Below are 14,833 nucleotides of genomic sequence, written 5' to 3'. Positions count from 1 at the left end.
AAAAGCGTAAGAGGGGAATGAGACAATATGCAAATTGAAAAAATAAAAGGACATCAAACGGAACAATTATTTAAAGCCGTTCTAGAACTAAATAATATAGAAGAGTGTTATAAATTTTTTGATGATTTATGTACAATAAGTGAAATCCAGTCACTTGCTCAGCGTTTCGAGGTTGCGCATTTACTTCGCTTGAAAAAAACATATGAAACGATTAAAAAGGAAACAGGAGCTAGTACTGCAACTATTTCACGTGTTAGACGTGCATATGATTATGGTAATGATTATTATGATGAAATTCTTGGTCGACTATATCCGGAAGAATTGTCGGTTCAACAGTCAAAAGAATAATCTCAAACTATCTATAGTAAACCACTGAACAGAAGCCTCTGTTCAGTTTTTTTGTTATAATGAAGAGTGCTTAACTAACTTAATGTAGGTGAAGAAATGGATTATAAAGAATGGCGTCATATATTTAAATTGGATCCAGCAAAAGAAATCGATGCAGATGCTTTAGAAAAGGTTTGTGAGTCTGGAACCGATGCAATTATCATTGGAGGTTCGGACGGGGTAACGCTTGATAATGTGATTGATTTGTTAATGCGCATTAGAAGATATGCTGTTCCTGTCGCATTAGAAGTATCGACGATAGAATCGATTACTCCTGGCTTTGATTTTTATTTTATTCCAAGTGTTTTAAATAGCCAAGAGACAAAATGGGTGAAGGATTTACACCATGCGGCAACAAAAGAGTTTGGAGAAGTGATGAACTGGGATGAGATTATTCCAGAAGGGTATTGTATATTAAACCCAGATTGTAAAGCTGCCAAGTTAACGAATGCTAAACAACCAGAAACAGCGGAAGATATTATTGCCTATGCACAAATGGTCGAGCATTTGTTTAAGTTCCCTATTTTTTATATGGAATACAGCGGAATGTACGGTGATGTGGAAGTTGTCAAAAAGGTGAAGGCGGGTCTTCAAAATACGAGACTTTACTATGGCGGGGGTATAAAAACAGCTACCCAAGCACGTGAGATGGCCACATACGCGGATACAATCATCGTAGGCAATCAAGTATATGAAAACTTAGCTGAAGCTTTAAAAACAGTACAAGCTGTTAAGCAGTAGTTGAATATAAAAGAAATGGATTATATAATAAGAACAAATGTTCTTGAGAGGGAGTGCATGATGGAACTCATAGGAAAAAACCTATTAAACGGTATGAATACAGAGCAAGAAAAAGCCGTTAAAACAACAGAAGGTCCCCTACTTATTATGGCAGGAGCAGGATCTGGAAAAACAAGAGTATTAACGCATCGCATTGCGTATTTAATCGTAGAAAAAGAAGTATATCCTTCGAAAATACTTGCCATTACATTTACGAATAAGGCAGCTCGTGAAATGCGGGAAAGAATCGATGGTATTTTAGGAGCCGGGACAGGCGAGCGTATGTGGGTATCCACTTTCCACTCCATGTGTGTTCGAATCTTAAGAAGAGATATCGATCGCATCGGGTATTCGAAAAACTTCTCTATTTTAGATACGACCGATCAGTTAACGGTTATTAAAAATATTTTAAAAGAACAAAATATTGACCCGAAAAAATATGATCCACGTTCGATGTTAAATGCGATAAGTAGTGCAAAAAATATTTGTATAGATGCAGATACCTTTAGAGCACAGATGAATGAGATGAATCCATTTGAGAAAACGGTAGCAGAAGTTTATACAGGATATGAAAAGCGTTTAAGAAAGAACCAATCCCTCGATTTTGATGATTTGATCATGACAACTGTAACACTGTTTAAACGAGTGCCGGAAGTGTTAGAGTTCTACCAAAATAAATTCCAGTATATTCACGTTGATGAGTACCAAGATACCAACAAATCCCAGTACGAGTTAGTGCAGATGCTTGCGCGAAAGTTTAAAAATATTTGTGTCGTTGGTGACTCGGATCAATCGATCTATCGCTGGCGCGGGGCAGACATTCAAAATATTTTATCGTTTGAAAAAGACTATCCCAACGCAACGATGATCATGCTAGAACAAAATTATCGTTCTTCTCAGCGCATCTTACAAGCTGCAAATGACGTCATTGGTAATAATACGAGCAGATACCCTAAAGTACTCCGCACAGAAAATAGCGAAGGAGAAAAAATCCAGCTTTTCCGTGCCTTTAATGAACAACAGGAAGCGCAGTTCGTCGTGCAATCCATACAAGATATGATGGAAAATGAAAATCGCACGCTCGATGATTTTGCAGTGCTATATCGTACAAATGCCCAATCCCGTGTGATGGAGGAAGTACTTGTAAAATCCAATATGGCTTATACTATTGTCGGCGGTACAAAGTTCTATGATCGTAAGGAGATTAAAGACTTATTAGCTTACCTTCGTTTGATCGCTAATAACGATGATGACTTATCACTAGCTCGTATTATTAATGAGCCAAAAAGAAATATTGGGGCAACCTCTTTTGAGCGTATGGCCATGTATGCACTAGAACAAGATCGTTCTATTCTGGATGCATTACATGAAGTCGACTTTATGGGGTTACCAGCTAGAGCAGTAAACTCAGTTGTCGGGTTCCATGGACTTATCCAAAACTTAACACAAATACAAGAGTTTTTATCTGTAACAGAAATTGTTGAGCAAGTCCTTGAAAAAACTGGATATAAAACAATGTTAAAAAACGAGAAGACGATTGAAGCGGAAAGTCGTTTAGAAAATATTGAAGAGTTTTTATCTGTTACAAAGGCATTTGAGGAAAAAAATGACGATAAATCGTTAGTAGCATTCTTAACAGATTTAGCGCTCATCTCAGATATAGACAAGCTGGATGAAGAGGAAGATACGTCGCAAGGCAATATTATTTTAATGACAATGCATGCGGCTAAAGGTCTAGAATTTCCTGTCGTATTTATCATTGGAATGGAAGAAAATATTTTCCCACATTCTCGTTCTATCGGGGATGATGACGAGATGGAGGAAGAACGGCGCTTGGCTTATGTCGGCATAACTCGAGCGGAGGAACGCTTATTTATTACTTGTGCGCAGTCCCGTACTATTTTTGGACGAGGTAGTTTTAACAGTCCTTCTCGTTTTATAGGTGAAATCTCCGATGATATTATAGACGTTGTTGGAAGCAATAATGGAAGTAATAGAAGTTCTTCCCCTACTTCTAGGACAATTTCAGAACCAAAAAGGTCAGCTGTCGTTCGTCCTGCTTACAAACAATCCGGCGGAGATAAGATGGGCTGGCAAGTTGGAGATAAAGCTGTGCATAAAAAGTGGGGCGAAGGTATGGTTGTTAGCGTTCGAGGAAATGGTGAAGATACAGAGCTAGATATTGCATTCCCAAGTCCAACAGGTATTAAACGATTGCTAGCGAAATTTGCACCAATTGAAAAAGGATAATTCACTTAGTGGAGGAAACCCCATGGATAAATTAGAAGAACGAGTAAAAGAATTACACAAGCTTTTATATGATTATGGATATGCCTATTACGTGTTAGATGATCCAATTGTTCCGGATGCAGTGTACGATCAATATTTGAACGAATTAATCGCATTAGAAGAACAAAATCCGAATTTAATATTTCCGGACTCCCCAACTCAACGTGTAGGAGCAGTTGTTAGTGAAGGGTTCCAAAAAGTGACGCATACAAACCCAATGCTTAGTCTATCTAATGCATTTAATGAGGAAGATTTGCGTGATTTTGATCGACGGATACAAGGCATTATAGACGAAACTCCAACCTATGTATGCGAACTGAAAATTGATGGCCTTGCGGTTTCACTTCTCTATGAAGAAGGGCGTTTAGTAAGGGGAGCGACGCGTGGAGATGGCACGACTGGTGAAGATATAACGAGTAATATTAAAACGATTCGTGCTGTACCACTTCGACTGAAAGATCCAGTGACGCTTGAAGCAAGAGGGGAAGCTTATATGCCAAAGTCTTCTTTTATCAAGCTAAATGAGGAGCGTACAGAACGTGGAGAAGAACTTCTAGCAAATCCGCGTAATGCTGCAGCAGGATCTCTTCGTCAGTTAGATCCTAAAATGGCCGCGAGTAGAAATTTATCGATGTTCGTATACGGCATGGGTGGAGACGGCGAAGAACAGAATATTGACCAACACTCTGAGGCATTGAAGTTTATGAAAGCGCAAGGTCTGCCGACAAATAATGAAACGAAAGAATGTGCTTCTATTGAAGAAGTACTTGCATTTGTTGAGGAATGGACTGCCAAAAGAAATGATATTCCATATGAAATAGATGGCATTGTGATTAAAGTAAATGATTACGCACAACAAGAGGAATTAGGCTTCACAGCCAAAAGCCCGCGCTTTGCCATTGCCTATAAGTTCCCAGCAGAAGAAGTTGTCACTACGATTATAGACGTCGACTTGACGGTTGGCCGTACAGGAGTAGTAACACCGACTGCCATTCTAGAACCAGCAATCGTTGCGGGCTCTACCGTTCAACGGGCTACCCTTCACAATGAAGACCTGATCCGTGAAAAAGATATACGTATTGGTGACCGCGTGATCATTCGAAAAGCGGGAGATATTATCCCGGAAGTAGTGTCAGTCATTTTGGAAGAAAGAAAAGGTACAGAAATACCATATGAAATGCCAACACATTGCCCAGTTTGTGATAGCGATTTAATAAGAATTGAAGAGGAAGTAGCTTTACGTTGTGTAAATCCACAATGTCCTGCACAAATACAAGAAGGCATTTACCACTTTGCATCACGTAACGCGATGAACATAGAAGGTCTTGGGGAAAAAGTAGTGGAGCAGTTATTTAGAGAACAGCTCATCCGAGACGTTTCGGATCTATACAAATTGACGGTAGAAGATTTAGTTCAATTAGAAAGAATGGGACAAAAATCGGCAACAAACTTAGTAGCAGCAATCGAGGCTTCTAAAACGAATTCGATGGAGCGTGTATTGTTTGGTCTTGGGATCCGCCATATCGGAGAAAAAGCTGCGAAAATACTTGCAGAAACATTCCATCATTTCGACGCACTGATGAAAGCTACAAAAGAAGAGCTAACTGCAATCTTTGAAATAGGTGATAAGATGGCGGATTCACTTGTTACTTATTTCGAGCAAGAAGAAGTACAACAGCTAATCATACGGTTAAAAGAAGCGGGCCTTGCATTGCAGTATACTGGTAAAATTGTAGATATGTCCTTACTAGAAGATAGTCCATTTGCAAATAAAACAATTGTCCTCACTGGAAAACTGGTGCAGTTGACTCGGCCAGAAGCGAAAGAAAGAATTGAAGCGCTTGGTGGTAAAGTTGCAGGCAGTGTAAGTAAAAAAACAGATTTAGTTATTGCAGGTGAAGAAGCAGGATCTAAGCTAGAAAAAGCGACAAGCCTTGGCATAGAAGTTTGGAATGAACAAAAATTATTAGATCATTTAGCGGATTAAGGGGTCAAAACATGAACAAAAAAATAATAGGGATAGCAATCCTAGTGTTATTGCTAATCGTTTCTGGATGTACTCCTTCTTTGAATAACGAAACAGATGTTATTCAAAATACGGAAGAGGCAGTTACAAAAAACGTCGTTATTCCAAGCTTGCAGTTGGATGAGACATATTACCGTACTATTTTGCCTTACGAAGAAAGTGCAAGTAGAGGACTAGTTGTATCAAATCTAGCGACAAAATATGATATGAAAGAAGTAGAAACAGGCCTCCTTCGCATATCTCAAAATGAGTTTTCACCAGATAAATACTTGTTTCAAGAAGGACAATATTTAAAAGGGAAAACAATCAGTTCTTGGTTAGCAAGAAGCAATCAAACAAAGGATGGTTTAAATCCTAGTGATGAAGGGCTTACTGGAGAAGAAAAAGCAAAAAATGCTCCAGTTTATATCACTCATATTGTAGAGCAAAATTACTTGGTAAAAGAAGAGAATACAGTGAAGCTTGCTGGAATTTCTGTAGGACTTGCTTTAAATTCTATTTATTATTATCAAAAAGAAGCGTACGGGGCAACTTTTGAAGAACAGTTAACGCAAGCTCAAATCGAAGAAAACGGGAAGAAGATTGCAGAAGAAGTCGTTAATCGTATGCGTCAAATAGATGGATTAGCAGATATCCCGATTGTGGTCGGACTTTTTAAACAAAATAGTAGAAATGCGGTAGTTCCTGGAACATACTTCACTTATAGTACGGCTCCTAGTGGAAAAAACGTTTCTGATTGGAAACCGATCGATGAGGAATATATTCTATTTCCTACAGCACAATCAGAAGAAAAATATCGTGATTTAGATACGATTTTCCGCAACTTCAAACAAGATGTAGAAAAGTATTTTTCGAATTATACAGGCGTAATTGGAACTGGTTATTTTAAAGACAAACAACTGCAAAAATGGACGATTACCATTCCCATTCAGTTTTATGGCACTTCGGAAGTGATTGGCTTTACACAGCATCTTGCAGGGCTAGTGAAGGATCATTTTAATTCTTCGATGAATGTAGAAGTGCAAGTAAACTCATTGAATGGAGCAGAAGCATTACTCATTAAGAGACCTGGTGAAGAAGAACCGTTTGTGCATATTTACACGCAATAAATTATAAAATGTGTCACTCTGTTCAAGTAGAGTGAAAAATGGTATGATATTGCCTATGGTTATTGAATTCGGAGGTGTGAAAAATGGCGGAATTATCAAAAGAAGAAGTGAAGCATGTTGCACATCTAGCACGTCTTGCAATTACGGAAGAAGAAGCGGAAAAGTTTGCGCTTCAACTAGGTGCAATTACAGAATTTGCTGAGCAATTGAAAGAATTGGATACGACAAACGTAGAACCAACGACACATGTACTACCTTTAGTGAATATTCTACGTGAAGACGTAGCATCTAAAGGACTAGACCGTGAGACGATGATGTTAAATGTAAAAGAACAAGAAGCAGGTCAAGTAAAAGTACCAGCTATTATGGACTAATCATTGTAAGGAGGGAAACAAATGACGTTATTTGAACGTTCAGCGAAAGAACTACAAGAACTTATACATAGCAAAGAAGTTTCGATTGCAGATTTGACAAAAGAAGCTTTTGAACGTGTAGAAAAACTAGATGGCGATGTAGAAGCTTTCCTAGCATTAAACAAAGAACAAGCAACAGCAAAAGCTGCTGAGTTAGACACAGTACCTTTGGAAGAGCGTGGACCTTTATTTGGTTTACCAATCGGAGTGAAGGACAATATCGTAACAGAAGGATTAGAAACAACTTGTGCTAGTAAAATACTAAAAGGGTTTAACCCAATTTATGATGCTACTGTTGTGAAAAAGTTACGTGAAGCAGGAATGGTTACAATTGGAAAGTTAAATATGGATGAATTCGCGATGGGTTCTTCTAATGAAAACTCAGCATACAAAACGACGAAAAACCCATGGTCTTTAGATAGAGTACCAGGTGGTTCTTCAGGAGCGTCTGCAGCTGCAGTAGCTGCGGGGGAAGTACCATTCTCTCTAGGTTCAGATACTGGTGGTTCTATCCGTCAACCAGCTGCTTACTGTGGTGTTGTTGGGATGAAGCCTACATATGGACGAGTTTCTCGTTCTGGACTAGTGGCATTTGCTTCTTCTTTAGACCAAATTGGTCCGATTACTCGCAATGTAGAAGACAACGCTCTACTATTAGAAGCGATTTCAGGAGTGGATCCACTAGATTCTACTTCAGCAGACGTGGAAGTACCAAATTTTGCAGCTGCTTTAACTGGTGACATTAAAGGTTTACGTATCGCTGTTCCTAAAGAATATTTAGGAGAAGGAGTTGGCGAAGCAGCTCGTGCATCTGTTATGGAAGCATTGAAAGTGTTAGAATCACTTGGCGCAACTTGGGAAGAGGTTTCATTGCCACATTCTAAATATGCTTTAGCAACATATTATATCCTTTCTTCTTCTGAAGCATCTTCTAACCTTTCACGTTTCGATGGAATCCGTTATGGTTTCCGTGCAGAAAATGTAGAAAGTTTAATGGATCTTTATAAAGAAACACGTGCTCAAGGATTTGGAGACGAAGTAAAACGTCGTATTATGCTTGGAACGTATTCGTTAAGTGCTGGAACTTACGATGCTTATTATAAAAAAGCACAACAAGTTCGCACATTGATCAAAGAAGATTATGATAAAGTGTTAGCTGATTATGATGTAATTATTGGACCAACTGCACCGACACCAGCATTCAAAATTGGTGAAATTGTAGAAGATCCATTAACGATGTATGCAAACGATATTTTAACGATTCCGATTAACTTAGCAGGTGTACCAGCTATTTCCATTCCATGTGGATTCGAAGATGGGATGCCACTAGGATTACAAATTATCGGGAATTATTTTGATGAGTCAACGATTTATCGTGTAGCTCATGCATATGAGCAAGCGACAGATTTCCATAAACAAACTCCTCAAATTTGGGAGGGAAAATAAGATGAACTTTGAAACAGTTATTGGTTTAGAAGTACACGTAGAGCTTAAAACAAACTCTAAAATCTTCTCTGCAGCACCGAATCACTTTGGCGCTGAACCAAATACAAATACAACAGTAATTGACCTTGGTTACCCTGGTGTACTTCCCGTAGTAAACAAAAGTGTAGTAGATTTCGCTATGCGTGCAGCGCTAGCGTTAAATATGGAAATCGAACAACATACAAAGTTCGACCGTAAAAACTATTTCTATCCAGACAATCCAAAAGCTTATCAAATTTCTCAATTCGATAAGCCAATTGGTAAAAATGGTTGGATTGAAATTGAAGTAAACGGAGAAACAAAACGTATCGGTATTACTCGTCTTCATATGGAAGAAGATGCTGGTAAATTATCGCATGCGGATGGTTATTCGCTAGTAGACTTCAACCGTCAAGGTACTCCTTTAGTAGAAATCGTGTCGGAGCCAGACATTCGCACACCTGAAGAAGCTTATGCATACCTTGAAAAATTAAAATCAATTATCCAATATACAGGCGTTTCCGACTGTAAAATGGAAGAAGGTTCACTACGTTGTGATGCGAACATTTCCTTACGTCCATACGGTCAAGAACAATTCGGTACGAAAGCAGAGTTAAAAAACTTAAACTCATTTAGCTTCGTTCGTAAAGGTCTTGAACACGAAGAAATCCGCCAAGCAGAAGTGCTTTCTTCTGGTGGAATAATCGAGCAAGAAACTCGTCGTTTTGATGAGAAAACGGGTAAAACAATTCTAATGCGTGTTAAAGAAGGAACAGATGACTATCGCTATTTCCCAGAACCGGATTTAGTAGACATCGTGATTGATGATGCATGGTTAGAACGCGTCCGTGCCGAAATCCCAGAACTTCCAGATGCTCGCAAAAAGCGTTACATCGAAGAACTTGGACTTCCAGCATATGATGCAATGGTATTAACGTTAACAAAAGAAATGTCCGATTTCTTTGAAGAAACGATTGCCTTGGGAGTAGATTCGAAACTAGCTTCGAACTGGTTAATGGGTGAAGTTTCTGCATACTTAAATGCAGATCAAAAAGAATTGAAAGACATTCAACTGACACCATCTAATCTTGCTGGTATGATCAAGCTAATTTCTGATGGCACGATTTCATCGAAAATCGCGAAAAAAGTATTTAAAGAACTTGCAGATAACGGTGGAGACGCAGCAGAAGTTGTAAAAGCAAAAGGCTTAGTACAAATTTCAGACGAAGGCGCACTTCGTGAAATTGTTACAGCAACACTTGATGCAAATCCACAATCAATCGAAGACTTTAAAAACGGGAAAGACCGTGCAATTGGCTTCTTAGTTGGTCAAATTATGAAAGCAACAAAAGGACAAGCGAACCCACCGCTTGTTAATAAAATTTTGAATGAAGAAATTGTAAAAAGATAAATAGTAAATTCTGTGGCATACTCTATTAATATAGGGTATGCCTCTTTTTATATTAGGCGTTATTTAGGGATAATGCGTTTTAGTGAGCTCAATTAGGTGACCGCTGTTTTTTAGTCGGGCGAGTGACGAGCCGCTACGCCGCTACGCCGCTAACGCTCTTGCAGGGTCTTACACCTTCGGGCAGAATTCCAAAGAATGGCTAAGGGCAATCAAAGAGCTATTGAAAGTAACTAATTTCAGTACGAAAGCAACTAAAATCAGCATGAGAGCAACTAATTTTTTATAATAGCAAGTTTATTTGTATTGAGATGGCTAAGATTTCGACATATTAGAGGAATAATAAGCGTAATAGCCAGCCGACTTTGCCTGGCCGTCATCTGCTCGACTAGTTTGTCGTGTTCAAAGGCAAGATTGTCTCATTCAACCATTTATTGTTAGTTTCGGACATTGATAAGTCAGTGTTTTATCATTGGATTTTCGCAGCAGGGAGGCGACTCCAGTAGGATCAAGTGAGTAAAATGAGACTTCACAACGTACGCGCGTAGGCGCGGCGGTGAAGGCTCATCGCTCACCCTACGGAAAGCGTCCGCCCTGCTGCGAACATCCTTGCGGACACTTTTTACAACTCACTACGACACACTATCCCTATTAAGTTCATCATCATTTTCCTAACGACATATTTCCCCTAAATTTTGCTAGCCAACTTATTTGAATAAGCTAGTGGAACGAAGTATACTAAAGTAAAAAGGGGGTCATTTCGAATGCATACAGAACAGCAATATTTTGAAAATGCAAAACCACTTACTCAATATATGGATGATATGACAACGAAAAAAGAAGAGTCATTTAGCATTTATGACCAATTCGAAGTTCCTGCGGATGATGAATTTATCGAATTATTAAAAGAAAAAGCACCTCATGTACTGGCTATTACAGAAGACTGGTGTGGGGATGCAATGATGAATAATGCAATAGTGCGTAGAATTGCTGAAGCGGCTAGCTTAGATGTACGCGCTGTATATCGCGATGAAAACCTCGAATTGATGGATCAATATTTAACGAATGGTGGACGTTCTATTCCTGTTTATTTATTGTTAAATAGTGAAGGTGAAGTTATTTCGAAATGGGGACCACGTGCAGAAAAAGTTCAACAGTTTGTCATGGAAGGTAGATCTAAATTTCCAGATAAAGAAGACCCAACATTTGAGGAAGTACAAAAAGCATTTTATGCTCAGATGAGTAAAGAGTTTACGGACAACAAAGACTTCCATTTAGCGGTTTATGAAGATATTCGTAATAACTGGTTACAAGCACTACAAAAATAAATAATTCCGAATAAGATAGCGGGGCCGGCATAAGTCGGCTCTTTTAGTAATGGAATGAAACTTTTTCTTTAGAAAAGAAGTCTTTATGACTAGTAAGAATTGTGAAGCAGAGAGGAAAAGATTATGAAACGTGCACGAATCATCTATAATCCAACTTCGGGGAGAGAAATTTTCAAGAAAAACTTACCCGAGGTATTAGAAACGTTAGAAATTGCAGGTTATGAAACGTCTTGCCATGCAACTACTGGAGAAGGAGATGCTATTTCTGCGGCAAAAAAAGCAGTGGAGAACGGTTTTGATTTAGTCATTGCTGCAGGTGGAGATGGCACACTTAACGAAGTGGTAGCAGGTGTAAGTGAGTTTGAAGAACGTCCTAAAATTGGGCTTATTCCGATGGGAACGACGAATGATTTTGCAAGAGCTTTGCATATTCCGAGAGATATTCAAAAAGCGGTAGAAATCATTGTAAAAGGTGATACGATACCTGTAGATGTTGGGCTTGTGAATAATGAACGATACTTTATAAATATTGCTGGTGGGGGACGGATCACTGAGCTGACATACGAAGTGCCGAGTAAGCTAAAAACAGTGCTTGGTCAATTAGCATATTATTTAAAAGGTATAGAAATGCTTCCATCTATTAATGCGACGAAAGTTCGAATTGAGTATGATGATGAAGTGTTTGATGATGAAGCGATGATGTTTTTAGTTGGACTGACGAATTCGGTCGGCGGATTTGAAAAGCTGGCTCCAAACTCTAGTGTTAATGATGGGAAATTCTCTTTATTGATTTTGAAGAAAGTAAATATGGCTGAGTTTATTCGCTTAGCATCGCTTGCAATTCGTGGAGAACATTTAGAAGATCCACATGTTATTTATAAAAAGGCAAGACATATAAAAGTGACTTCAGAGGAAAAAGTGCTACTTAACTTAGATGGGGAATACGGTGGTAATATACCAGCTACATTCCAAAATTTATATAGACATATAGAGGTTTTTGTCCCGATTGATGAAATTCGGGAACAAGACAGACCTTAAAAACTTAAAATCAAAACCAGTATTCTTAAATGATGCTGGTTTTTTTATTTTTTCCAGCATAATGTTAAACAATCTGTTTTCCGGGTAACATATAAAAAAGGGGAGGAACGTATATGTACAAAAAGCAAGAAAAGTATTTAATGTGGCTTGCCTTTATTGTTGCGGGAGTTATGCTACTTTCTATAATTGGGAGAATGTTCGGGAGTTAAGGAGGAGAAGGAATGGGAAACGAGGAAGCGGTATTTTTTAGTCGTGTATTAACCGAGCTCACTTTATCTTTTCATATTATTTATGCGACTATAGGTGTCGGTGTTCCACTTATGATTATGATTGCCCAATGGGTAGGGATTAAAAAGAATGATGAGCATTACATATTACTGGCTAGGCGGTGGGCAAGAGGATTTGTTATTACAGTTGCAGTTGGTGTGGTAACAGGAACCGCTATTGGGATGCAGTTATCCTTACTTTGGCCGAATTTTATGCAATTGGCGGGGAATGTCATTGCACTACCTCTATTTTTGGAGACATTTGCGTTCTTTTTTGAAGCAATTTTTCTTGGCATTTATTTGTATACATGGGATCGTTTCGAGAACCAGAAAAAGCATTTATTATTACTTATTCCAGTAGCAATTGGGGCATCCGCATCAGCTGTATTTATAACGATTGTGAATGCTTTTATGAACGCTCCTCAAGGGTTTGATGTAGTGAATGGGGAGCTAGTAAATATTAGTCCATTGGTTGCCATGTTTAACCCGGCCATGCCGACTAAAGTGGCGCATGTGGTTATAACCGCTTACATGACTGCTGCGTTTGTATTGGCAGCAATAGCAGCCTTCCGTTTATTAAAAGGTTCCAATCATGTTTATCATAAAAAGGCACTCTTTTTAACGATGAAAGTAGGGCTTGTTTTCTCTATTGCAGCAGCAATTATTGGAGATTTCTCTGGAAAATATTTAGCTGAGTATCAGCCGGAAAAACTGGCAGCCGCAGAATGGCATTTTGAAACAGAAGCAAATGCCCCGCTTATATTATATGGAGTGTTAGATGACGGAGAAGTTAAATATGCCATTAAAATTCCATTTGCTTTAAGTATTTTGGCTCATTTTAATCCAACAGCAGAAGTCATTGGACTGGACCAGTTCCCAGAAGATGAAATTCCACCCTTATATATTCATTACTTGTTCGATATCATGGTGACAATTGGCGTGTGGATGACTTTCCTTTCAGCTGCGTACTGGTTAGGCACGCAAATGAAATGGAAGGTTGTAGAGTCTAGATTGTTCCGCTGGTTGATTGTGTTAGGAGGTCCGCTTACACTGTTAGCGATCGAAGCGGGATGGTGGCTTGCAGAAGTTGGCAGACAGCCGTGGATATTAAGAGGACTAATGCGAGTGAAGGATGCGGCAACTACAAGTGAGCATGTCGATACGATGCTTATTTTATTTTCTTTATTATATTTAGTGCTTGGAATCGGAAGTATCGTCGTATTGACGCGGATGTTCAGAAGAAATCCGGTAGAAAAAGAGTTAGCAGATCGTCATGCGGAAAAGGGAGCTGACATTTCATGACATTAGAAATCATTGGTATTACGGTACTGTGGTTGTTTTTATTTGGTTATTTAATCGTCGCCTCTATCGACTTTGGGGCAGGTTTTTTTAATGCATATAGCTTGCTCACAGGAAGACAGCATATTTTGACGAATGTGATTCAACGGTATCTATCGCCAGTTTGGGAAGTAACGAATGTATTCCTTGTATTTTTCTTTGTAGGAATCATAGGATTTTTCCCGAAAACAGCGTTTTACTACGGCACAACACTTTTAGTGCCCGCAAGTATCGCTTTAATATTACTTGCTATTCGTGGATCGTATTACGCCTTTGAGACATATGGCTCAAGGGGACATAAAGGATATTCTTTTATGTACGGATTAGCTGGGTTATTTATCCCCGCTGCATTATCGATTGTATTAACGATCTCTGAGGGCGGCTTCATTCATATGGTGAATGGTTATCCTTCACTCGACTATCAAGCACTATTTACTAGTCCTTTAACTTGGTCTATTGTGGTCCTTAGTCTCTCTGCTGTTTTGTATATATCTGCTGTTTTTTTAACATGGTATGCCAATACTGCAGGGGATCCAGATGCGACAAAGTTAATGAGGAAATATGCTCTGATTTGGGCCCTTCCAACAATCATAGCTGCTGCTGGTATTATGGTGGAACTTCGCTCACATAATCGGGAGCATTACGATCATATGATGGACATTTGGTGGGCATTTGGTATATCGTTTTTATTGTTTTTAGGAACGGTTTGGCTGTTAGTTAAAAAAAGAAGTTATGGATTTGCTTTCGTACTTATGGGCGGGCAATTTCTTATCGCATTTTTTGCATACGGCTTTGCCCATCGACCGTATTTGCTCTACCCATACTTGACGATTTACGATAGTTTTACGAACGAAGCAATGGCGATTGCGCTCATTATTGCATTTATCGCAGGACTTGCTTTACTAATACCGTCACTTTATTTATTGTTACGTTTGTTTTTATTCAACAAAGATTATGTTCGCGGTAAAAAAGACAATCACGCCTAAG

Annotated in this window: 12 protein-coding genes; all 12 read left to right on the top strand. The window is 38.8% G+C overall.

Translation table 11 applies throughout. The features are described from left to right. Positions 1-27: 27 nt before the first annotated feature. The 12 genes from ACIQ38_RS19225 (at position 28) to ACIQ38_RS19170 (ending at position 14,832) form a co-directional block, all read left to right on the top strand. Positions 28-348: a YerC/YecD family TrpR-related protein gene (locus ACIQ38_RS19225; protein WP_142607086.1), complete on the top strand. Its 321-nt coding sequence runs from the start codon at positions 28-30 to the stop codon at positions 346-348. 96 nt (positions 349-444) lie between these two features. After that, positions 445-1,128 carry a heptaprenylglyceryl phosphate synthase gene (gene pcrB / locus ACIQ38_RS19220; protein ID WP_402826893.1) on the top strand — a complete coding sequence of 228 codons (684 nt, stop codon included), beginning with the start codon at positions 445-447 and terminating at the stop codon, positions 1,126-1,128. Positions 1,129-1,188: 60 nt separating this feature from the next. Then, the gene (gene pcrA, locus ACIQ38_RS19215) at positions 1,189-3,417 is read left to right on the top strand and encodes a DNA helicase PcrA (protein ID WP_402826968.1); all 2,229 of its coding nucleotides are present in this window, start codon (positions 1,189-1,191) and stop codon (positions 3,415-3,417) included. Positions 3,418-3,439: 22 nt separating this feature from the next. Beyond that, entirely contained in the window at positions 3,440-5,443 is a 2,004-nt protein-coding gene (gene ligA / locus ACIQ38_RS19210; protein ID WP_402826891.1) for an NAD-dependent DNA ligase LigA, read from the top strand. Positions 5,444-5,454: 11 nt separating this feature from the next. Further along, positions 5,455-6,591: a CamS family sex pheromone protein gene (locus ACIQ38_RS19205; RefSeq protein WP_402826888.1), complete on the top strand. Its 1,137-nt coding sequence runs from the start codon at positions 5,455-5,457 to the stop codon at positions 6,589-6,591. A gap of 83 nt (positions 6,592-6,674) precedes the next feature. Beyond that, a complete protein-coding gene (gatC, locus tag ACIQ38_RS19200) occupies positions 6,675-6,965 on the top strand; it encodes an Asp-tRNA(Asn)/Glu-tRNA(Gln) amidotransferase subunit GatC (RefSeq protein ID WP_402826885.1) in 291 nt (96 codons plus the stop codon). Between the two features lie 21 nt (positions 6,966-6,986). Further along, on the top strand, positions 6,987-8,450 hold the full coding sequence (gene gatA, locus ACIQ38_RS19195; protein ID WP_402826882.1) for an Asp-tRNA(Asn)/Glu-tRNA(Gln) amidotransferase subunit GatA: 1,464 nt from the start codon (positions 6,987-6,989) through the stop codon (positions 8,448-8,450). Position 8,451: 1 nt separating this feature from the next. Beyond that, entirely contained in the window at positions 8,452-9,879 is a 1,428-nt protein-coding gene (gene gatB / locus ACIQ38_RS19190) for an Asp-tRNA(Asn)/Glu-tRNA(Gln) amidotransferase subunit GatB (RefSeq protein WP_402826879.1), read from the top strand. A gap of 761 nt (positions 9,880-10,640) precedes the next feature. Next, positions 10,641-11,204, top strand: coding sequence for a thioredoxin family protein (locus ACIQ38_RS19185; protein WP_402826876.1), 564 nt, complete (start codon positions 10,641-10,643; stop codon positions 11,202-11,204). Between the two features lie 123 nt (positions 11,205-11,327). Further along, a complete protein-coding gene (locus ACIQ38_RS19180; protein ID WP_402826874.1) occupies positions 11,328-12,242 on the top strand; it encodes a diacylglycerol kinase in 915 nt (304 codons plus the stop codon). Positions 12,243-12,463: 221 nt separating this feature from the next. Beyond that, a complete protein-coding gene (locus ACIQ38_RS19175; RefSeq protein WP_402826871.1) occupies positions 12,464-13,810 on the top strand; it encodes a cytochrome ubiquinol oxidase subunit I in 1,347 nt (448 codons plus the stop codon). Further along, on the top strand, positions 13,807-14,832 hold the full coding sequence (locus ACIQ38_RS19170) for a cytochrome d ubiquinol oxidase subunit II (protein ID WP_402826868.1): 1,026 nt from the start codon (positions 13,807-13,809) through the stop codon (positions 14,830-14,832). Before ACIQ38_RS19175 ends, ACIQ38_RS19170 begins: the two co-directional genes overlap by 4 nt. Position 14,833: the final 1 nt, after the last annotated feature.

It is taken from the genome of Psychrobacillus sp. NPDC096389 (assembly GCF_044762855.1).
Classification (GTDB): Bacteria; Bacillota; Bacilli; order Bacillales_A; family Planococcaceae; genus Psychrobacillus.
Note: the sequence above shows the minus strand (reverse complement) of the source record. Positions and strands in the feature narration are given on the sequence as shown.

Bases quoted from the DNA above. Each gene is read 5' to 3' on its own strand.
- ACIQ38_RS19225 (WP_142607086.1), top strand. From the start codon at position 28: ATGCAAATTGAAAAAATAAAAGGACATCAAACGGAACAATTATTTAAA.
- pcrB (WP_402826893.1), top strand. From the start codon at position 445: ATGGATTATAAAGAATGGCGTCATATATTTAAATTGGATCCAGCAAAA.
- pcrA (WP_402826968.1), top strand. From the start codon at position 1,189: ATGGAACTCATAGGAAAAAACCTATTAAACGGTATGAATACAGAGCAA.
- ligA (WP_402826891.1), top strand. From the start codon at position 3,440: ATGGATAAATTAGAAGAACGAGTAAAAGAATTACACAAGCTTTTATAT.
- ACIQ38_RS19205 (WP_402826888.1), top strand. From the start codon at position 5,455: ATGAACAAAAAAATAATAGGGATAGCAATCCTAGTGTTATTGCTAATC.
- gatC (WP_402826885.1), top strand. From the start codon at position 6,675: ATGGCGGAATTATCAAAAGAAGAAGTGAAGCATGTTGCACATCTAGCA.
- gatA (WP_402826882.1), top strand. From the start codon at position 6,987: ATGACGTTATTTGAACGTTCAGCGAAAGAACTACAAGAACTTATACAT.
- gatB (WP_402826879.1), top strand. From the start codon at position 8,452: ATGAACTTTGAAACAGTTATTGGTTTAGAAGTACACGTAGAGCTTAAA.
- ACIQ38_RS19185 (WP_402826876.1), top strand. From the start codon at position 10,641: ATGCATACAGAACAGCAATATTTTGAAAATGCAAAACCACTTACTCAA.
- ACIQ38_RS19180 (WP_402826874.1), top strand. From the start codon at position 11,328: ATGAAACGTGCACGAATCATCTATAATCCAACTTCGGGGAGAGAAATT.
- ACIQ38_RS19175 (WP_402826871.1), top strand. From the start codon at position 12,464: ATGGGAAACGAGGAAGCGGTATTTTTTAGTCGTGTATTAACCGAGCTC.
- ACIQ38_RS19170 (WP_402826868.1), top strand. From the start codon at position 13,807: ATGACATTAGAAATCATTGGTATTACGGTACTGTGGTTGTTTTTATTT.